The organism is Nocardia sp. NPDC047038 (assembly GCF_040644075.1).
Classification (GTDB): Bacteria; Actinomycetota; Actinomycetes; order Mycobacteriales; family Mycobacteriaceae; genus Nocardia; species Nocardia sichangensis.
This window is the reverse complement of sequence record NZ_JBEYVQ010000008.1, coordinates 307,223-325,692: the sequence shown is the minus strand read 5'-3', so window position 1 is coordinate 325,692 and position 18,470 is coordinate 307,223. Positions and strand designations below refer to the sequence as shown.

Annotated in this window: 18 protein-coding genes and 2 pseudogenes; 11 read left to right on the top strand and 9 right to left on the bottom strand. The window is 67.9% G+C overall.

The features are described from left to right. Nucleotides 1-879, top strand: an 879-nt coding sequence (locus ABZ824_RS26305; RefSeq protein ID WP_356965944.1) for an AMP-binding protein, incomplete at its 5' end; no start/stop codon positions are given. Nucleotides 880-928: 49 nt separating this feature from the next. Here the strand turns inward: ABZ824_RS26305 and ABZ824_RS26300 are convergent. From ABZ824_RS26300 to ABZ824_RS26285, 4 genes are all read right to left on the bottom strand, one after another. Next, entirely contained in the window at nt 929-1,867 is a 939-nt protein-coding gene (locus ABZ824_RS26300; RefSeq protein WP_356965942.1) for an undecaprenyl-diphosphate phosphatase, read from the bottom strand. A 322-nt stretch (nt 1,868-2,189) separates the two neighbouring features. Then, the gene (gene dmpG / locus ABZ824_RS26295; RefSeq protein ID WP_356965940.1) at nt 2,190-3,215 is read right to left on the bottom strand and encodes a 4-hydroxy-2-oxovalerate aldolase; all 1,026 of its coding nucleotides are present in this window, start codon (nt 3,213-3,215) and stop codon (nt 2,190-2,192) included. Continuing rightward, a complete protein-coding gene (locus tag ABZ824_RS26290) occupies nt 3,212-4,195 on the bottom strand; it encodes an acetaldehyde dehydrogenase (acetylating) (RefSeq protein WP_356965937.1) in 984 nt (327 codons plus the stop codon). The genes dmpG and ABZ824_RS26290 overlap by 4 nt, the downstream gene beginning before the upstream one ends. Nucleotides 4,196-4,199: 4 nt before the next feature. Beyond that, nucleotides 4,200-5,024, bottom strand: coding sequence for a fumarylacetoacetate hydrolase family protein (locus tag ABZ824_RS26285; RefSeq protein ID WP_356965936.1), 825 nt, complete (start codon nt 5,022-5,024; stop codon nt 4,200-4,202). Between the two features lie 196 nt (nt 5,025-5,220). Here ABZ824_RS26285 and ABZ824_RS26280 point away from each other — a divergent pair, with 196 nt between their 5' ends. Beyond that, nucleotides 5,221-5,952, top strand: a complete 732-nt coding sequence (locus ABZ824_RS26280; RefSeq protein WP_356965964.1) for an IclR family transcriptional regulator — start codon at nt 5,221-5,223, stop codon at nt 5,950-5,952. A gap of 487 nt (nt 5,953-6,439) precedes the next feature. Beyond that, on the top strand, nt 6,440-6,685 hold the full coding sequence (locus ABZ824_RS26275; protein WP_356965934.1) for a hypothetical protein: 246 nt from the start codon (nt 6,440-6,442) through the stop codon (nt 6,683-6,685). A gap of 197 nt (nt 6,686-6,882) precedes the next feature. Here ABZ824_RS26275 and ABZ824_RS26270 read toward each other — a convergent pair whose 3' ends face one another. The 3 genes and pseudogenes from ABZ824_RS26270 to ABZ824_RS26260 form a co-directional block, all read right to left on the bottom strand. Then, a complete protein-coding gene (locus tag ABZ824_RS26270) occupies nt 6,883-7,023 on the bottom strand; it encodes a hypothetical protein (protein WP_355075525.1) in 141 nt (46 codons plus the stop codon). Between the two features lie 254 nt (nt 7,024-7,277). Further along, nucleotides 7,278-7,494 (bottom strand): annotated as a pseudogene (locus tag ABZ824_RS26265) (NAD(P)-dependent alcohol dehydrogenase); the annotation flags it as partial. A 98-nt stretch (nt 7,495-7,592) separates the two neighbouring features. Further along, a pseudogene (locus ABZ824_RS26260) lies at nt 7,593-8,063 on the bottom strand (DUF4334 domain-containing protein). Nucleotides 8,064-8,104: 41 nt separating this feature from the next. On the opposite strand from ABZ824_RS26260, the gene ABZ824_RS26255 reads away from it, so the two are divergent. From ABZ824_RS26255 to ABZ824_RS26235, 5 genes are all read left to right on the top strand, one after another. Beyond that, nucleotides 8,105-8,632, top strand: a complete 528-nt coding sequence (locus ABZ824_RS26255; protein ID WP_356965962.1) for a TetR/AcrR family transcriptional regulator — start codon at nt 8,105-8,107, stop codon at nt 8,630-8,632. Nucleotides 8,633-8,759: 127 nt separating this feature from the next. Further along, nucleotides 8,760-10,703 (top strand): glycoside hydrolase family 15 protein, encoded by a 1,944-nt coding sequence (locus ABZ824_RS26250; RefSeq protein ID WP_356965932.1) that lies wholly within the window; start codon nt 8,760-8,762, stop codon nt 10,701-10,703. Between the two features lie 114 nt (nt 10,704-10,817). Next, complete coding sequence (locus tag ABZ824_RS26245) at nt 10,818-11,453, top strand: MspA family porin (protein WP_356965930.1); 636 nt, start codon at nt 10,818-10,820, stop codon at nt 11,451-11,453. After that, nucleotides 11,444-11,785 carry a hypothetical protein gene (locus ABZ824_RS26240; protein ID WP_356965929.1) on the top strand — a complete coding sequence of 114 codons (342 nt, stop codon included), beginning with the start codon at nt 11,444-11,446 and terminating at the stop codon, nt 11,783-11,785. Before ABZ824_RS26245 ends, ABZ824_RS26240 begins: the two co-directional genes overlap by 10 nt. Before the next feature lie 414 nt (nt 11,786-12,199). Further along, complete coding sequence (locus ABZ824_RS26235) at nt 12,200-13,258, top strand: LLM class flavin-dependent oxidoreductase (RefSeq protein WP_356965927.1); 1,059 nt, start codon at nt 12,200-12,202, stop codon at nt 13,256-13,258. A 57-nt stretch (nt 13,259-13,315) separates the two neighbouring features. Here ABZ824_RS26235 and ABZ824_RS26230 read toward each other — a convergent pair whose 3' ends face one another. Continuing rightward, nucleotides 13,316-14,347: an aldo/keto reductase gene (locus tag ABZ824_RS26230; RefSeq protein WP_356965925.1), complete on the bottom strand. Its 1,032-nt coding sequence runs from the start codon at nt 14,345-14,347 to the stop codon at nt 13,316-13,318. Nucleotides 14,348-14,474: 127 nt separating this feature from the next. After that, nucleotides 14,475-14,933, bottom strand: a complete 459-nt coding sequence (locus tag ABZ824_RS26225; RefSeq protein WP_356965923.1) for a DUF6463 family protein — start codon at nt 14,931-14,933, stop codon at nt 14,475-14,477. 66 nt (nt 14,934-14,999) lie between these two features. Here ABZ824_RS26225 and ABZ824_RS26220 point away from each other — a divergent pair, with 66 nt between their 5' ends. The 3 genes from ABZ824_RS26220 (at nt 15,000) to ABZ824_RS26210 (ending at nt 18,452) form a co-directional block, all read left to right on the top strand. Next, entirely contained in the window at nt 15,000-15,608 is a 609-nt protein-coding gene (locus tag ABZ824_RS26220; RefSeq protein ID WP_356965921.1) for a TetR/AcrR family transcriptional regulator, read from the top strand. Nucleotides 15,609-15,858: 250 nt separating this feature from the next. Continuing rightward, on the top strand, nt 15,859-17,073 hold the full coding sequence (locus tag ABZ824_RS26215; protein WP_356965919.1) for an LLM class flavin-dependent oxidoreductase: 1,215 nt from the start codon (nt 15,859-15,861) through the stop codon (nt 17,071-17,073). An 11-nt stretch (nt 17,074-17,084) separates the two neighbouring features. Further along, entirely contained in the window at nt 17,085-18,452 is a 1,368-nt protein-coding gene (locus ABZ824_RS26210; RefSeq protein WP_356965917.1) for an NtaA/DmoA family FMN-dependent monooxygenase, read from the top strand. The last annotated feature ends 18 nt before the right edge of the window (nt 18,453-18,470 follow it).

Below are 18,470 nucleotides of genomic sequence, written 5' to 3'. Positions count from 1 at the left end.
CACCACGACGACGGCACCCCCGCCGAACTCGACACCATCTTCACCTACGCCACCGACCTCTTCGACGAAACCACCATCCACACCCTCGGCCACCGACTCGAACGCATCCTCACCACCATCGCCACCAACCCCCACACCCCCATCGGCGACATCGACATCCTCGACCGAACCGAACGGGAAATGGGCACGGCCAGAAGCGTTCCCACCCCGCCGCCGAACTCGGCGGCGACCGCGGGCACCACACTCGCCCAAACACTCGTGGCCGCTGTCGAGGACGATCCGGACGCCCCCGCCATCCTGTCCGGCGACGACGAGCTGTCCTACCACGATCTGGAGACCCGCTCGTCGCGTTTGGCGCGGGTACTCATCGCTCGGGGCTGCGGCCCCGGCGCGGGCGTGGCACTGCGTCTGGATCGCGGCATGGAAGCGGTCATCGCGACCTGGGCCGTCCTCAAAACAGGCGCCGCCGTCGTCCCCGACACCGCACTGCCCGACGACCTCGAGGCCAAAATCGGCCTCACCCTGGGCGATCCACCCACCGGCACCCTCGACTGGCTCGCCCTCGACGACCCCGCCGTCATCGCCGAGATCGCCGCCGAATCACCCCGCCCGGTCACCTACGCGCACCGCACCCGGGCACTGACCGGCACCGACCCGGCCTTCGTCGGGGACCAGACCCTCAGCTACGACGATCTCGCCATCGCGGCCGCGCAACTGCGCGACCGGGACGAACTCACCTACGAGTCCGAGATCCCCTACCGCGGCGAACCGAGATCCTCCGCCGTTGTCATCGAACTGGTCGCCGCCGGGATGGTCGGCGCGGCGGTCGTCCTGGACACCGACGAGGAGGTGCAGGCCGACGAATGCGTGACCGGTTGATCGTTCCGGCCGCGCCGGAGCCGGATCGGCGACTTCGGCCGAGCAGAGCTCAACTGAAGTGGACGACCGAGAGGGTGCCTGCGACGATGCAGTACATGGCGAACGGCAGTAGGGTCCGGGTCTGGAAGTAGCGCTCCAGGAACCGTACTGCCAGCCACGACGACACCCCGGAGACGATGGCTCCGAACAACACCGGTCCACGGATGCCTTCGGTTTGCGGGCCGACCAGTTCCGGTAGTTCCAGGACTCCCGCGCCGAGGATCGCCGGAGTGGCCAGCAGGAAGGCGAATTTCGCCGCGTGCTCGTGCGCGAGACCCCGCGACAGGCCGCCGACCATGGTCAGGCCCGCACGGCTGAAGCCGGTCAGCAGCGCGCCGACCTGAGCGAAGCCGATGCCGAGAGCGTCCGCTGTCCCGAGGGCGGCCAGCGGCCGGTCGGATTGGCGCCGAGTCTCCGCCTCGGCCGTGAGGGTGCCTCTGCGGGCTTCCCGCCGAGCGAACCGCCGCCCGTATTCGGCCAGCGACGGCTCGTTCCGCCGGCGCAATCCCTCACCGACGATCAGCACGATGCCGTTGAGCGCGAGAAAGATACCGGCGTAGAAAGGCGTCCCGAACAGCGCGTGCAGCGGATGTTCCAGCAGGAAGCCGAGCACACCGACCGGAATGGTGGCGACGACGATCGACCAGGCCAGCCGCTGGGGGATGGTGTCGAGGCGCCCGGTGCGCAGCGTGGTGAAAAAGCCCGCCACGATGACGCACCAGTCGCGCCAGTAGTAGCCGAGCAGCGCCACCGCCGTCGCCACGTGCAGCGCCACCACGAACGCCAGATACGGTGTGCCCGCGCTGGACTCGCCCTCGCCGGTCAACTTCTCCCAGTCGCCTCCGAGCCATGCCGCGACCAACACGGAGTGCCCCAGGCTGGAAATCGGGAACAGTTCGGTGACACCTTGCACCGCCCCGATGACTGTCGCTTGAAAGTAAGTGAGCATCGCCCCGAGTCTCGCACGCACACAACGCAACCGTGTGAGGGCCTCTCGCGGCCGGCGACGACGGCGGTCCCGCCGCGGCGGTGGCGCTGCCGCGGCGGGACCGGAATGTCGTTGTGCGGCAGCCGAAGCCGCGGAAGGACCGTCGGAGCTCGCAGAGGATCGACGAGACGAAGAGGGCACGCGGCTTCGGAATCCATGGGCGGTATGGCCGGGATCCAGGTGGGGGAAGCCGCACCGGCGCGGCAAAGCAGCTGGTCCCGAACACATCACAGAGGATCTGTGACGTCGATCATTTGATCACCGTCGGCGAGCTCGATGCCGTTCAGGCGGTGGCGCCGGAGGATTCGGCGACCAAGTCGAGCGCGATGTCGACGATGAGGTCCTCCTGCCCGCCGACCAACCCGCGACGGCCCACCTCGAGCAGGATCGTGCGCACGTCGATGCCGTAACGCCGCGAGGCGGTTTCGGCGTGCCGCAGGAAGGACGAGTAGACCCCGGCGTAGCCGAGCGTGAGTGTTTCGCGGTCCACGCGGACCGGGCGATCCTGCAGGGGCCGCACCAAGTCGTCGGCGGCGTCCTGTAGCGCGAACAGATCGCAGTTGTGCTTCCAGCCGTGCAGGTCGGCGACGGCGACGAAAGGCTCGATCGGGCAGTTGCCCGCTCCGGCGCCGTGCCCGGCGAGCGAGGCGTCGACCCGGGTGACGCCTTCTTCCACCGCCACGACGGAATTGGCCACCGACAGCGAGAGATTCTCGTGCGCGTGGATCCCGATCTCGGTGCCGGGGTCCAGCACCTCGCGATAGGCGCGGACCCGGTCACGGACTCCGTTCATGGTCAGCCGGCCGCCGGAATCGGTGACATACACGCAGTGCGCCCCATACGATTCCATCAGTTTCGCCTGTTCGGCCAGGCGAGCCGGTTCGGCCATGTGCGACATCATCAGGAATCCGGAGACGTCCATCCCGAGTTCCCGTGCGGTGGCGATGTGCTGGGCGGACACGTCGGCTTCGGTGCAGTGGGTGGCTACGCGCACCGAGCGCACACCGAGCCGGTAAGCGTGCTTCAGTTCTTCGATGGTGCCGATGCCGGGCAGCAGCAGCGAGGTCAGCCGGGCGTGCGTGAGATTGTCCGCGGCGGCTTCGATCCATTCCCAGTCGGTGTTGCTTCCCGGGCCGTAGTTCAGGCTGCCTCCGGCGAGACCGTCGCCGTGGGCTACTTCGATGCCGTCGACACCGGCCGCGTCGAGCGCCGCCACGATCCGGCCGACGTCGTCCGGAGTGATGCGGTGGCGCACGGCGTGCATGCCGTCGCGGAGTGTGACGTCTTGGATGAACAGTTGGGTGGTCATCGGAGCGCTTCCTGTCCCGCCGGCGCCGCGGCGATCGTGTCGGCGATGGATTCGGCGTAGCGCACGGCCGCCGAGGTCATGATGTCCAGATTTCCCGCGTACGCCGGGAGGTAGTGGGCGGCGCCTTCGACCTCGAGGAACACCGTCACCTGATGGGTGGGCGCGGTCGCCGTGTCCGGGCCGAGCAGGGTGTGCACCGGTTGGTCCTGCGGGACGGCGGTGATCTGGACTTGCTGCTTGAGGCGGTAGCCGGGGACGTAGGTGGCCACGTGCGCGATCATCTGCTCCACCGATTCGCGAATCGCCTCATGGGTGCCGGGATCCGGGGCGGTGACCAGGCACAGCACCGTGTCGCGCATGATCAGCGGCGGGTCCGCCGGATTGAGGATGATGATGGCTTTCCCGCGCCGCGCGCCGCCGACCGTTTCGATCGCGTGCGCGGTGGTTTCGGTGAACTCGTCGATATTGGCCCGCGTGCCCGGCCCCGCCGACTTCGAGGCGATGGACGCGACGATCTCGGCGTAGGCGACCGGCGCCACGCGCGAGATGGCGGCGACGATCGGGATGGTGGCCTGCCCGCCGCAGGTCACCATGTTGACGTTGGGCGCGTGGCGATGCGCGTCCAGGTTCACCGCCGGGACGACGAACGGGCCGAGCGCGGCGGGTGTCAGATCGATCATGCGTTTGCCGAGCGGTTCGAGCACCGCGGCGTGGGCGGCGTGGGCTTTGGCGGAAGTCGCGTCGAAGACCACGTCGATCTCGCCGAAGTTCGGCAGTTCCAGCAGGCCTTGCACGCCGTCGGACGTGGTGGGCACGCCGAGTCTGCGCGCGCGGGCCAGACCGTCGGATTCCGGGTCGATGCCGACCATCGCGCCCATCTCCAGGACGGTCGAGTGCCGGATAACTTTGATCATCAGATCGGTGCCGATATTGCCCGATCCGATCACCGCGACTTTGAGCTTGGCGGGGCTGTCGTTCATGGTTTCACTCCCGAATGAAGGTCGCGGTCACCGATCCGAGACCGGTGATGTCCGCGGTGACGATTCCAGGGGCCTCGATCGGCGCCATCGGTCCGAGCGCTCCGGAGAGCACTGTCTGCCCGGCGCGCAGTGGCCTGCCGAACTCGCGAGTGGTCCGCGCCAGCCAGGCCAGTGCGTGCAGCGGATCGCCGAGGCAAGCCGCGCCGTTTCCCGTCGACACCTCGACACCGTCGATCGACATCCGCATCTGTGCCGTGACGGGCTCGAAGGAATCGAGGGTGCGGCGTTCGGCGCCGAGCACGTACAAACCGCTCGAAGCGTTGTCGGCGACGGTGTCACCGAAGGTGATGTCCCAACCGGCGATGCGGCTGTCGACGATCTCGAGCGCGGCCACGGCGTAGTCGACCGCGCCGCGGACCTGCTCGTCATCGAGCGGCCCATCCGCCAGGTCCGCGCCGAGCACGAACGCGATCTCGGCTTCGACCTTCGGCTGCAACAACCGGCTCAGCGGCACGGGTGTGTCCTGCCCGTAGTACATGTCGTCGAACAACACTCCGAAGTCCGGTTGATCGACACCGAGCTGCCGCTGCACCGCCGGGGAGGTCAAGCCGATCTTGCGGCCGACCACCTCGGCGCCCGCAGCGATGCGCTCGGCGGTCAGCAGTTCCTGCACCGCGTACGCGGCGGTCACGTCGTCGGCACCGATCAGATCGCGGACCGGTCCGCACGGGGTGCCGGAGCGGGCGGCCGCGCTGAGCAGGTCGGCGGCGGCGATCGTGGCAGCGTCGGCAGCCACGGAGCGTCGGTCAAGGCCTGGGGGTGTTGGCATCGGAAGTCCCGGATCTCGTGAGGGGGTGAAACAGTGCTCTCACTGTCGCCGCAGGTGGGACGCATCCGCCAGCATTGCGTTCCACTGAGCCGAACGCCGCCGCGGTAGAGTGAGCGGGTCCGGAGGTTGGAGGTCGACCGTGTCATCCGCGTTCGCTGGTCGTGCGATAGACGGTTCGACCGTGCTCGGCAAGATCATGGCCGTGCTCGAGGCGTTCTCGATCGATGACACCGCGTTGAGCCTGGCCGAGCTGGGACGGCGGACCGGCATTCCGAAGGGCACTCTGCACCGGGTCCTCGCCGACATGGTGGCGGTCCGACTACTGGACCGGAACGACACCGGGTATCGGCTCGGAAGCTATGTGTTCGAGCTCGGGATGCGCGCATCGGTCGAACGGAGTCTGCTCGAAGTGTCCATTCCATTCCTGGAGGAACTCAACGCGCGTATCCACGAGACCGTGCATCTGGGCATTCTCGACGGCACGGATGTCGTGTATCTGACGAAGATCGGCGGACGCAGGCAGGCCAGCGCCCCGTCGCGGATCGGGGGCCGTATGCCGGTGCACTGCACGGCCATCGGCAAAGTACTACTGGCCAACGCCGACGCGGCGCTTCGTGACCAGGTGCTCGCCGCGCCGCTTCGCCGCTACACCCCCCGGACGATGGCCCTACCGGGCACGTTGCGCACCCAGCTGGATCGGATCGCCGCCGACGGAGTGGCCTTCGAATTCGAGGAATCCGCACCCGGCATCGTCTGCGTGGCCGCCCCCGTTCGCGAGGTGGACGAGGTGGTTGCCGCGATCAGCGTGGCGGGCCCGTCCCATCGGTTCAATCCCGAGACCCACGCGGCATCGGTTCGCGCGGCCGCCGACGGCATCGGAGCGACCCTGACCCGGCGGACCCGGTTGCTGTCCGCGCCTCCCGCCTGAGCACGAGGAAGACCCCGCCCGGCACGAGGCCGGACGGGGTCGGTAGTTCCCCAACGCGTAGTCGTCGCCGAACCGCAGCCCGCGCTCCGCCGCACGCGTACGAAAGCAGGCACAGGCAGGGTAAAAGGTCGGCGAATCCGAGTTAGCTGACGGGTTCCCAGGAGGTATATCCATCTGTTACATTACCGATGCGGAGCCTATATAAACACGTGCTGCTCCTTCGTCCGAACGACAACGACGTCACCGGACATCCGACCCGACAACGACGTCGGCAGGCCGACAACGGGGTCGGCCACAAGCGGATCCCATCCACCAGACAGCGCCTCGAGTTCTCGCCCATGCATCGCTCGCGACGGCCCGGCAGCGGTCGGCGCCTGCTCGCGCGGCCGTCCGACGTTCCGGCCGATTCGCGCCGCGCGGCACGGAGACGGACCACTCGCGGCGACGTGCCACCCGATCGGACATTGAGCCGGAGGAACCCATCGACATGCCGATCCCCTTCTCGAGCGGGTTCGATTTGATCACCGCACTCGACGTGCGCAATGTCGAAGCGCATCTCGCCGAGGCCGTCGCGGGCTGTACCGCGTGCGCCACGACCGCCAGACCGGGGCCCGGCTGCCCCGCGGGTCTCGCCGCACAGATCCACAACGCCGCGACGGCTCCGCTGACGGCGATCGAGATCATCGACGGACTCCTCGCGCTGCGCCGGACGCCACAACCGGACGGGGCGTAGCACACGCGCACGTGCGCCGTCATACCGGAATGAGGTAGCTCAGAGGACGTCCGCGGATCCGCTCCGCGTGGGCCGGGACATGGAAACCGGACCGCACGCTCCCCAGGCCGCATGTGCCGTGAGCACTGAGGAGTTCAGTCCACCGGGACATCTCCCCCGCTGCTCGTACTCGCACCCGGCGAACCGGCGGCCGGGGATCAACTCGATGTCGTGGTCTGAGTTCGGGGAAAGCGGTGGCCCATGACATCCGCCCACCATGCGCTCAAACGCGACTCGGGCCAGATGATCCGGTCTCGGTCTTCATCGTCGGTGCCGGGCACGTTCGCGTCCTCGATCACGATGCAATTCCTTTGCGCCATTCAACCTTAGGGGCCCCTCGTTCTCGTGCGGCGCAAACGATTTGATGACATTTGTCGAACCGGCCGGTGGTCGAGCAGCGGGGATCCCCCGATCGCGTACCGGCGCGACCGCGCTGTCGAGCCGATACGTGCACCGGGTACCACGCGCGACCACAAACAAACCGTTCTTTCGGTGCCAGTTGCCGGAACCGCCGTGCGTGCCGAGGCGCAGCCGCCGCCTGACTTCGGTCACCTCACCAGGTGAGGACCGGTTTGACGACCGTGCCCGCGCGCTGGTCGGCGAGCGCGACATTGATGTCGGCGTGCGGGTAGGTCGTGACGAGACGGTCGACGGGGAACCGTCCCGCGGCGTGCAGGTCCAGCAGCTGCGGGATGAAGGCCGCGGGCACCGCGTCGCCTTCGAGGCAACCGCATCACCTTGCCGCCCAACACGATATCGCGCAGATCGATCGCCTCTCGTCCTCGCGGGGGGCGTCGATCTCGACGGATTCGACGGTGAACGGCGCGGCGGGGTCTCGCGACAGCACCGCGGTGGTGGTCACCATCGGTCAGATCCGCTCGAGCAGGAAGTAGAAGTACTCGCCGTCGGCCAGCACCAGCTCCGGCCTGCCGTTCATGATGCCCATCAGCGTGTTCTCGTCGAGCCATTTGAAGTGGTCGAAGACCGGGCGCTTGTCTTAGACCATGGTGGCGGTGACCTCGCCGCGGAACTCGATGTTCCACAATGTCGCTTCCCCACCGCCGCCGAGTTCGACATCGGAGAACAGCGATCCGTCCTCGGCGCGGCAGATCAACGGCTTGGCGTCCAGCACACTGTGGAACGTCTTGCCGTACCAGCGGCTCACCGACAACGCTTTGCGCAGCGGATGCCCGGTCGGGAACGCCGCTCCCTTCCACTCGCCGAGGATGTCCTCGGCGCGCGCGGTGGGCAGGCCGGCCCACAGCGCGTCCAGCTCCGCCGCGGTCACTCCGGTCTCCCGCGCGACGAGTTCTCGCCAGCCAGTCCCCACAGAGCCCATAACCATCCTCGTTCCCGCCGCCGTTTCCAGAACTCAACCGCATCGCCGACGCGGCCAAAGCGAGCAAAGACCGGCTCTACGCGTACTTCGCGGGCAAAGACGAGCTCTACGCCGCGGTCACCGAGGAATGGGTCGCCCAGACCACCGACGAGACCGCCCTCGACGCCGCGGATCTGGCCGGTTACGTCGGCCGGCTCTTCGACCACTACGTCGCGCACCCGGACAACGCCCGGCTGCAGGCATGGGCGGAGATCGAGCAGACCCACATTCCCGCCGCCGAAGACGCCATCCGCCGGACCATCGCGGAAAAACTCGCCGAGATCCGCCGCGGCCAAGAGCAGGGATTGATCACCGGGGCGTTCGCGCCCATCACCTTGATCGTCATGCTGACCGACCTCGCCCGCACCGCGGCCATGCACGCCACCCGCACCACACAGCACAACATCACCGAACGCCGCGCCGCCACCGTTCTCGCCGCACGACGGCTGGTCAGCCCGGAGGCACCCGGAGCCGACGGCGGTCGCCAGATCTCGGGGCTTGCCGATCCGGCCCACGAGGTGATGGGCTGATGGGAGCGTCGCAGCACTCACGCCTCGATACCGCGCACAGTGTTCTCCCGAAGAAAGGCGGTGCACCAGGTACTCGCCGGTGGACGACCCCCGGACGGTAAGCCCCGAGACGACGACGGAGAAACGCATGGACGAGATCGAAGGCACACCGCGGCTCACAGCGTTCCCACGCATCGACGACTACGGGTTCATCTCCGATTGCGAGGTCACCGCCTTGATCGCGCCCAGCGGTGCCATCGAGTGGATGTGCCTGCCGCGCATGGACTCTCCCAGCGTCTTCGCCGCGATACTCGATCGCTCCGCCGGCTCGTTCCGCTTCGCTCCCGCCGACTTCGTGGTGCCCACCGATCGTCGCTACATCCCGGGCACGATGGTCATGGAGACGAGCTGGCGCAGCGGCGAGGGCTGGGCGACGGTGCGCGATGTGCTGCTGGTCGGGCCGTGGCGGCACCAGAAACCCGGCCGCAGCGCGCACCGGCGCACGCCGACGGACTACGACGCCGAGCACATCCTGCTGCGCACGGTGCACTGCGAGACCGGGCAGATCCAGTTCGGGCTCGACTGCCAACCGGCCTTCGACTACGGCAGGCATCGCGCGCGGTGGGAGTACCTCGGCAGTTATCACCTCGCACAGGCCGGCGCCGACGGGACCGATCTGCAACTGACCTTGAGCACCGACATGCGCTTGGGTCTGGAGGGAACGCACGCGGTCGCCCGCACCCTGTTGAAGAAGGGGGACACCCGGTTCTGCGCGCTCGCCTGGGGCAGTCGTGACGCTCCCGGCGACGTCGCGGAGGCCGAAGAGCGGCTGCTGCGCACGATCCACCACTGGCGGCACTGGCTGGCGGGCGGGCGATTTCCGGACCATCCCTGGACCGCCGAACTCACTCGCAGTGCGCTCACGCTCAAGGGATTGACCTTCGCTCCCACCGGGGCCGTCGCTGCCGCCGCCACCACGTCACTACCCGAAACACCTGGTGGTGAGCGTAATTGGGACTACCGCTATTCCTGGATCCGCGACTCCGCCTTCGCCTTGTGGGGCCTGTACACGCTGGGTTTCACCTGGGAGGCGAACGACTTCTTCTCCTACATTCTCGACCTGACCGAAGAAGCCCGCGACATGCAGATCGTCTACGGCATCGGCGGCGAGACCGATCTCGCCGAACAGACCCTCCCCCACCTGCGCGGCTACGACAACGCGGGCCCGGTGCGCATCGGCAACGAGGCCTACCGGCAACGTCAGCACGATGTGTGGGGCGCCGCGCTGGACGCGGTCTATCTCTACGGCCGTCATCAAGATCAGATCGATGCGCGGGCCTGGCCGCTGCTCGGCCGTGCGGTCAAGAGCGCCCTCACCTACTGGCGCGAGCCCGACCACGGCATCTGGGAAGTCCGCGGACAGCCCAGGCACTTCACCTCGAGCAAGGTTATGTGCTGGGTCGCCGCCGACCGCGGCGCCCGGCTGGCCCGCATCCACCAGGACTTCGCCCGCGCGCACCGGTGGCAACAGGCCGCCGACGAGATCCACGCCGACATCTGCGCACACGCGGTCGACTCCCGGCGGGTGTTCACCCAGTACTACGGCAGCACCTCGCTGGACGCTTCGACCCTGCTCATCCCACTGGTACGTTTCCTGCCACCCGAGGACGAGCGGGTGCGCAACACGGTGCTGGCCATCGCCGAAGACCTGACCGAAGACGGTCTCGTCCTGCGGTACCGCGTCGACGAGACCGACGACGGATGCGCCGGGGAGGAAGGCGCTTTCACGATCTGCTCGTTCTGGCTGGTATCGGCGCTGTCGGAGATCGGCGAGAAGAAGAAGGCCAAGCAGCTGTGCGAGAAACTGCTCGGCTACGCCAGCCCCCTCGGCCTCTACGCCGAGGAGATCGATCCCCGAACCGGCCGTCATTGGGGCAACTATCCGCAGGCGTTCACCCACCTCGCCCTGATCAATGCCGTCATGCACGTCATCCAGGACGAGCAAACGCTCCTGCGGCAGGCGCTCGGCGGCGAATCGATCGCACCGCGACTGGACGACGCATCGCTCACCCGGGGATACATCCACCGCTGACGAGAAACCCAATCGGCGAAACCCGCTGTACCCCAATGGCGGGCGGCCTTCGCGCCGCCACGTCAGCGGAGTCAGTACTATCGCGTTCGACTGTTAACAGGACTAAGGATTCCATTGAAGGGCTCGACGATGGCGATGCTCGGCATCGCCGCGACCGCGGCATTCGGCATGACCGCCGCCTCCGCGACCGCTGACCCAGTGGCAGACAAATCTCGTGTCGTCGGCACCGAGGACGGCTGGGAATTGCGGATCAGCAAGACCGCCGAAGACGTGCAGCGCGTACCCAATCTCGCCGCGACACCGTTCACCAGGGAAGGATTCGTCACCTTGTCGGCCGCGGCCGACATCGGCGGCGAGGGCCGGGAAGCGGTGAACTCCGGAACGCTGCAATTGGGATACCAGATCGGCTGCCAGATAGACGTCTCCAACGGCCTGACCGTGGGCATCTCCGCGGCTATCGGCCCGAACGCCACGGTGACCGTCGCCCCCTCGCCCGGCCTCGGGGTCGGCGGCAGCGCGCTGGCCCTGCCGAGCATGTCGACGACCATCAAGCCGGGCACCATCAACAGCATCACGCTGGGAACGAAACCGCTTGCCGGACCGCACGGCTCGATCTCCGTCGATCAGATCCAGATCAAGATCGACGCGTGCGCGGGCGCGGTGAGCCTGCGCTCGTTCGCGATCGTGTCGATATCCACGGCGACGGCGGACAATTCGGTCGCGGTCTACGGTGACCCGATATGGCTGTGACGCACGGGCGAGCGCCGCGACGCTGGATGGCGCCGATCGGCGTGTCGGTTTCGCTGATCATCGCCGCGGCAACCGCCTCCGCCGAGCCGATCGTGCCGGTCGGCCCGGGACCGAGCTGCGGCGAATCACCCTCCTCCGCCACCGCTTGCGGCAACGACAAGCCCGTACCCGGGACGCGCGGCGGGCCGGCCGCGCCGCCACCGGCACTGCCGTTGCAAGTGCTGGCGCCCCCGCCCGCCAAGTCGGCGCCCAATACCAATACGCCCGCCGGTGCGCTGGTTCCGCCCGCGCCGGGACCGGGCTCGGGCACCCCGATCGTTCCGGTCGGATAACCAATGGGCCGGTCGCCGTTGCTCCGCCGGGCACGGCGACCGGCCCCGTCGATCGACCGCGAGCAGGGATCGCCGCGGGACATGCGCGCACAGATCGGCTCCGACCACTCGCTCGCCCGCCCAGCGGTGTGATTCCGCCGCTTCCCCGGTCGACACCAGGATCGCTCCGGGACTGTGATCCGCCGAAAATCAGTATCGCGCAGGGCATATCGGCCGCGCTGGAATCTGGATGAATTTATTGCTCATCGCAGCGAATCGTCGCAGGTCAGGAGCGGTGGTCCAGGGTGAACGACGCGGGCTGTGAACGGCCTACGGCCTTGTTAGAGGTCGATAATTCCGATGTCCGAAGGCTGGTCGACCCGCCAGCCGGGTGATTCGCCGTTGATCACGCCCGCCGAACAGGAATAACCGCCGATGAGTTTCCTTTGGTATATCCCGAATCAGGTCACGCCGGGACACCGCGGCGACACCATCGTGGCCGACCACAACAGCCTCGACACCCTGACCGCTCAGGCGAAGGCGCTCGAGGAGCACGGGTGGCAGGGCGCGTTGCTCGGCACCGGGTGGGGTCGCCCGGACACCCTCACCGTCGCAACGGCTCTCGCCGCCAGGACCACGAGTTTCGAGCCGCTGATCGCGATCAGACCGGGCTACTGGCGTCCGGCGAACTTCGCATCGGCCGCGGCGACCCTCGACCACCTCTCCGGCGGCCGGGTGCGGGTGAACATCGTGTCGGGCAAGGACGATCTGGCGGCCTACGGCGAGACCGAGGGCGATCAGGCCGAGCGTTACGCCCGCACGAAAGAGTTCCTCCAACTCGTCCGTCGGCTGTGGACGGAGGAGAACGTCACCTACCGGGGTGAGTACTACCAGGTCAGCAATTCCACCGCGCTGCCGAGGATCGTCCCGCGCGGCGAGCGCCGCCACCCGAAGCTCTACTTCGGCGGTGCGTCGGAGGCCGCGGAGCGGGTAGCGGCGACCGAGGCCGACGTCCAGCTCTTCTGGGGCGAGCCCCTGTCGGGAGTCAGGGAACGGATCGAGCGCCTGCGGTCGCTGAGCGAGGAACTCGGTCGCGAGCATGCGCCACTGGAGTTCGGCCTGCGGGTCACCACTTTCGTCCGCGACACCACCGAGCAGGCCTGGGCCGAGGCGGAGGCGAAGGTCGCGGAGATGGCCGACAACCACCACGCCCCCGTGCCGAACCCACATCGCCGGACGGCCGTGGGACAGCAGCGACTGCTGGATCTGGCCGCGAAGGGCGAGGTGCTCGACGACAACCTCTACACCACGCCCGGGAAGTTCGGCGCGGGTGGCGCCGGGACCACCTGGCTGGTCGGCTCCCCCGAAGACGTCGCCAAGTCGCTGCGCAAGTACCAGGATCTCGGCATCACGCACTTCGTGCTCTCCGACACCCCGTATCTGCGCGAGATCGAGCGCCAAGGCAACCAGCTGCTTCCGTTGCTGCGAGATTGACGAGACCGAGACGGGGCAGCGCGCCCGCGCTGCCCCGTCCCAACCGCTTGCGCGGGGTCAGAGTTTCAGCCCGGTCCCGTGCACGCCGTGCTCGTCGATGAGGGCGAGTTCGTCGTCGGTGAACGCGGGGAAGTTCAACGCCGCGATGTTGTGGTCGAGTTGCGCGGTGGAACTCGCGCCGATCAGCGCCGAGGTCACTTCGGGGCGCCGCAGCACCCACTGCAGCGCCAGCTGCGCGAGCGACTGGCCGCGCGCCTGGGCGATCTTGTCGAGCGCGGCGGTGCGCTGCCGGTAGGTCTCGTCGATGACGTCCGGCGACAGGAAGCTGCTGTTGCGCGCCCGCGCCCCGTCGGGAATCGTCTCCAGGTACTTGTCGGTCAACAGGCCCTGGGCCAGCGGCGAGTAGACGATCGTGCCGAAGCCGTCCCGGCGGGCGGTGTCCAGCAGGCCGTTTCGTTCGGGGCGGCGGTCGTAGATCGAGTAGCGCGCCTGGTGGATCAGCAGCGGGACGCCCGCCTTCCGGAGCAACTCGGCGGCCTCGTGGGTGCGGTCGGGCGCGTAGTTGGACAGGCCGATGTACAGCGCCTTGCCTTGTTGCACCGCGCTGACCAGCGCGCCGACCGTCTCCTCCAGCGGCGTGCTCGGATCCGGGCTGTGATGGTAGAAGATGTCGACGTACTCGGTGCCCAGGTCGCGCAGGCTGTGTTCGAGCGAGGTGAGGATCGACTTGCGCGAACCGCCCCTGAGGTAAGGGCTGGGCCCGATCGGGTTGCCCGCCTTGGTCGAGAGGATCAGCTCGTCGCGATAGGGAGCGAGGTCCTTGGCGAGCACCGCCCCGAAGTTCTTCTGGGCGGCGCGATGCGGGGGACCGTAGCGGTCGGCGTTGTCGAAATGCGTGATGCCGAGATCGAAAGCGTGCAGGATGATCTCGCGTTGCGTCGCGAACGGGTAATCGGTGCCGAACTTCTGCCACAAGCCGAAGGAGAAGGCGGGAAGGTCGAGGCCGGAGTTGCCGGTCCGGCGGTACGGGACCTTCTCGTACCGGTCGTCGGCGGCGGCGTAGGTCAGATCGAAGGGGCCATAACTCATCGGTGTGTATCTCTTCCTTTCGATGCGTGATCACGGAGAGTGGACCACTTCCGTCCCCGCCGTTGCGACCGGTCGGCTCACGCTGATCGAAACCCGGGGCGGCGTGGCGGCTTCCTGGCCGATCCGTTCAGCTTCGGATCTCCGCGCTCGAAGCCGTCGCGCTCGCCGGTCGGCCATTTCTCCGCGCCGCGAGGATGACGAGCGCTCCGGCGACGATCCCGACGAAGAACGGGGACGGCTCCAGGAGGATCCCACCCAGCAGGCACCAGGCCGCCAAGCCCCAGCCGATCACGGCGGGCACGGCCACTCCTCGGCCCGCGAGGTGCCAGATCAGCAGACCCAGCAGGATCAACGGCACGGCGAAGCTGCCCGGACCGGCCCAGAACGTGAGTTTGTTCTGCAACGACTGCACGGTCTGCGCGTCGCCTCCATCTCCGAGCCCGAGCGGGACAGCCGCCCAGACTCCGCGATCGGCCCAGCCGGTGATGTCCTCCCAAGAGTCGAGCGTGAGCAGAACCAGATGCCCCGTGCCGAGCACGAGCATGATCGCAGCAGCCCAGCGCAGCAATCGTTTTCCGTCGTTCATCGTGACCTTTCCTGTTCCATATCGCCCCGGCACGGCAATGCCTCACTTTTATACGGTGCCGTACAGATGATGTGTACTGTAACGTATACAATCAGCCGGATCAATGGAGGTGGCCAGATTCCCGCAGCGCCCCGCACCACACGAGATCGCTGGATCGAAGCCGGTCTCCAAGCCCTCGCCCGCGGGGGACCCGACGCCGTCCGCGTCGAGACGCTGGCCGCCCGGCTCGGCGTGACGAAGGGCGGGTTCTACGGGTACTTCGACGGTCGTACCGCGCTGCTGACCGAGATGCTCGACGAGTGGGAACGACGCTGCTCGACCGCGGTGCTCGACCAGGCCGAGGCGCGAGGCGGCGACGCCGTCGACCGGATCCGCCGCGCCGGAGAGCTGAGCTTCGACGAGGATCTGCACCGGATCGATCTCGCGGTGCGGGCTTGGGCCCGCAACGACGAGTCCGTGGCTACGCGCCTGCGGCGCATCGACAACGTGCGGATGGACTTCTTGCGCAAGATGTTCGGAGCCTTCGTCACCGACCCCGACGAGATCGAGGCGCGCAGCACGCTGACCTTCGCCCTCGCGATCGGCCGCCACTTCATCGTCGCCGACCACCCCGGCTACACCACACGCGAAGCCGTCCAGCTCGCCGGCGAGTACCTACTGCGTCCGCCGCAGTGATTGGCACACCACCCTCCCCTCGCGGTATTTCTCACGGATCGAGCTGATCCGAATCGTTGACACTCCCGGACGCGACAGCGGTCGTGCCTGTGCAGTCACCACCGTGGCCACGTGTTATCGGCTTCCGATGCGGCGCGCCGGGCGAGACGATCGCTGGTCGATACGACCCCGCAATCCCGTTCGCGCCGCCGTCGAGCGAGTTCGCGCGTTGCAACCCACGACATTCGCGCATGGAGAGAAACGGGAGACGATGGCACCGAACCCACTGCACCTCGGCGTCGCGCTCGACGGGGCGGGCTGGCATCCGGCCGCATGGCGGGAGCCGAACTCCCGGCCCGCCGAGCTGTTCAGCCCCGGTTACTGGACCGGATTGGTCGCGACGGCCGAACGGGCACTGCTCGATTTCGTGAGCATCGAGGACAGCCTGCGAATCCCCGGTGAGCGGCACGCACCGTCCGACGACGCCGTCGATCAGGTGCGAGCCAGGCTCGACGCCCATCTGATCGCCGCGCGGGTCGCCCCGGTCACCCGGCACATCGGGCTCATCCCGACCGTGACGACCACGCACACCGAACCCTTCCACGTCTCCAAGTCGATCGCCACGCTCGATTACACGTCGCGTGGCCGGGCGGGCTGGCAGGCGCGCGTGTCCGGGACGGCCGAGGAGGCGGCCCACTTCGGACGTCGCTCGGTGCGCGACCTCAGCACCGCCGAAATCGCGGAAGCGATCGCTTCCGGGAGCTTTCCCGGCCACGTCCATGATCTGTTCGACGAAGCCGCCGACGCCGTCGAAGTGGTACGGCGATTGTGGGACAGCTGGGAAGACGACGCGGAGATCCGCGATGTGGCCACCCGCCGGTTCATCGATCGCGACAAGCTGCACTACATCGACTTCGAGGGCCGCTTCTTCAGCGTCCGTGGGCCATCGATCACGCCGCGTCCGCCCCAAGGGCAGCCGGTGGTGGCGGCTCTGGCGCACGGTCCGCTGATCTACGAATTCGCCGCCCGCGGTGCGGATCTGGTCTTCGTCACGCCCACGCGCGACGAAGGCCCCGGCCCGATCCTGGAGCAAGTCGCGTCCGCCGCGGCCCAAGTGGGACGCGCCGGTGAGCCGCTGCGGGTCTATGCCGACATCACCGTCTTCCTCGACACCGACGAGGAGCCGGGTCCGCAGCGGCTGTCCCGGTTGAGCGAGCTCGCGCGTGCCGAATTCGATTCCGACGCCCCTGTCTTCGCGGGAAGTGCGGACGAACTCGCCGATCTGCTCACCGACTGGAGCGAGCGGGGGATCGACGGGTTCCGTTTGCGTCCCGGCGTGGCGGTCGACGATCTGGCAGCGGTGGCCGACCGGCTCGTGCCCGCGCTGCAACGGCGCGGTGTGTTCCGCACCGGCTACTCGGACGGCTCGCTGCGCGCGCTGCTCGGCCTGCCCACCGACGTCCCCAATCGTTACGCGACTGCCTGAGCGAGGTCACCATGAGCACCCCCCGTAAGCAGATCATCCTGGGCGCCTACCTCGGCGGCGTCAATCATCACACCGCCTGGTGGCATCCGGAGGCGGGCAGCCAGATCGATTTCAGCAGTTTCGAACACACCGCGCGCACCGCCGAACGCGGCAAGTTCGATTTCTTCTTCCTCGCCGAAGGGCTCATCCTGCGCGAACGCGCGGGCAAGATCTTCGATCAGGACATCATCGGCCGTCCCGACACATTCACCGTGCTCGCCTCGATCGCCGCGGTCACCGAGCATCTCGGGCTCGCGGGCACCATCAACGCCACCTTCAACGAGCCCTACGAACTGGCCCGGCAGTTCGCCAGCCTGGACCATCTCTCCGGCGGCCGCGCCGCCTGGAACGTCGTGACCTCGTTCGACGCATTCACCGGCCAGAACTTCCGGCGCGGCGGATTCCTCGATCCCGCCGACCGCTACGCCCGCGCCGAGGAGACGCTGAATGCCGTTCGCGCCCTGTGGGATTCGTGGGACGCGAACGACATCGTCGCCGACAAGGACGCCGGACGGTTTCTGGCTCGGCCGGATGCCGGGGCATTCGCTTTCCGCGGCAGCCAGTTCGACATCTCCGGTCGTTTCACCGTGCCGCGCAGCCCGCAGGGCAGGCCGGTGATCCTGCAAGCCGGTGTGTCGCCGCAAGGACGATCCTTCGCCGCCGCCAATGCCGACGCCATCTTCTCCCCGTACGGCAAATTGCCTGAGGCGGCGGACTTCTACCGCGATATCAAGTCGCGCGCGGTAGCGGCGGGGCGGGCGGCCGACGACATCAAGATTCTGCCGTCGGCGAGTTTCGTTCTCGGGGACACCGAGGCCGAGGCGATCGAGAAATACCATGCCGTCCGCAACGAGCAGGTCACCGGGCAGACCGCGTTGATTCTGCTGGAGCAGATCTGGAACCGCGACCTGTCCGGCTACGATCCGGAAGGGCCGGTGCCCGACATCGATCCGGACCCCGACGCTCCGCCGATCATCCAGGGCCGCGCCTTCGTGCATCAAGACCGCTTCGCCACCGCCGAACGCCTGCGCCAGGTCGCCGAGACGAAGAAGCTCTCGCTGCGCGAGGTGGTGATCGACCAATTCGAGCGCGGTCCCTTGGTCGGAACCCCCGCACAGGTCGCGGAGAAGATCGACACTTTCGTTCAGAACGACGGGTCCGACGGTTTCATTCTCGGTTCGCACCTCGTGCCATGGGGCCTGGACGAATTCGTCGACCGAGTGGTGCCGCTGTTGCAGGACCGTGGTGCACTGCGCACCGAGTACACCGGGACCACCCTGCGTGACAATCTCGGCCTCCCGAACGTGCGCTCGGCGAAGACGGTTTCGGCCGACGCCTGAGTTCGCGGCGGCGGCCCG

Bases quoted from the DNA above. Each gene is read 5' to 3' on its own strand.
- ABZ824_RS26275 (WP_356965934.1), top strand. From the start codon at position 6,440: ATGCCGATCCCCTTCTCGAGCGGGTTCGATTTGATCACCGCACTCGAC.
- ABZ824_RS26230 (WP_356965925.1), bottom strand. From the start codon at position 14,347: ATGAGTTATGGCCCCTTCGATCTGACCTACGCCGCCGCCGACGACCGG.
- ABZ824_RS26290 (WP_356965937.1), bottom strand. From the start codon at position 4,195: ATGAACGACAGCCCCGCCAAGCTCAAAGTCGCGGTGATCGGATCGGGC.
- ABZ824_RS26215 (WP_356965919.1), top strand. From the start codon at position 15,859: ATGGCACCGAACCCACTGCACCTCGGCGTCGCGCTCGACGGGGCGGGC.
- ABZ824_RS26235 (WP_356965927.1), top strand. From the start codon at position 12,200: ATGAGTTTCCTTTGGTATATCCCGAATCAGGTCACGCCGGGACACCGC.
- dmpG (WP_356965940.1), bottom strand. From the start codon at position 3,215: ATGACCACCCAACTGTTCATCCAAGACGTCACACTCCGCGACGGCATG.
- ABZ824_RS26250 (WP_356965932.1), top strand. From the start codon at position 8,760: ATGGACGAGATCGAAGGCACACCGCGGCTCACAGCGTTCCCACGCATC.
- ABZ824_RS26225 (WP_356965923.1), bottom strand. From the start codon at position 14,933: ATGAACGACGGAAAACGATTGCTGCGCTGGGCTGCTGCGATCATGCTC.
- ABZ824_RS26210 (WP_356965917.1), top strand. From the start codon at position 17,085: ATGAGCACCCCCCGTAAGCAGATCATCCTGGGCGCCTACCTCGGCGGC.
- ABZ824_RS26240 (WP_356965929.1), top strand. From the start codon at position 11,444: ATGGCTGTGACGCACGGGCGAGCGCCGCGACGCTGGATGGCGCCGATC.
- ABZ824_RS26220 (WP_356965921.1), top strand. From the start codon at position 15,000: ATGATGTGTACTGTAACGTATACAATCAGCCGGATCAATGGAGGTGGC.
- ABZ824_RS26285 (WP_356965936.1), bottom strand. From the start codon at position 5,024: ATGCCAACACCCCCAGGCCTTGACCGACGCTCCGTGGCTGCCGACGCT.
- ABZ824_RS26280 (WP_356965964.1), top strand. From the start codon at position 5,221: ATGGCCGTGCTCGAGGCGTTCTCGATCGATGACACCGCGTTGAGCCTG.
- ABZ824_RS26300 (WP_356965942.1), bottom strand. From the start codon at position 1,867: ATGCTCACTTACTTTCAAGCGACAGTCATCGGGGCGGTGCAAGGTGTC.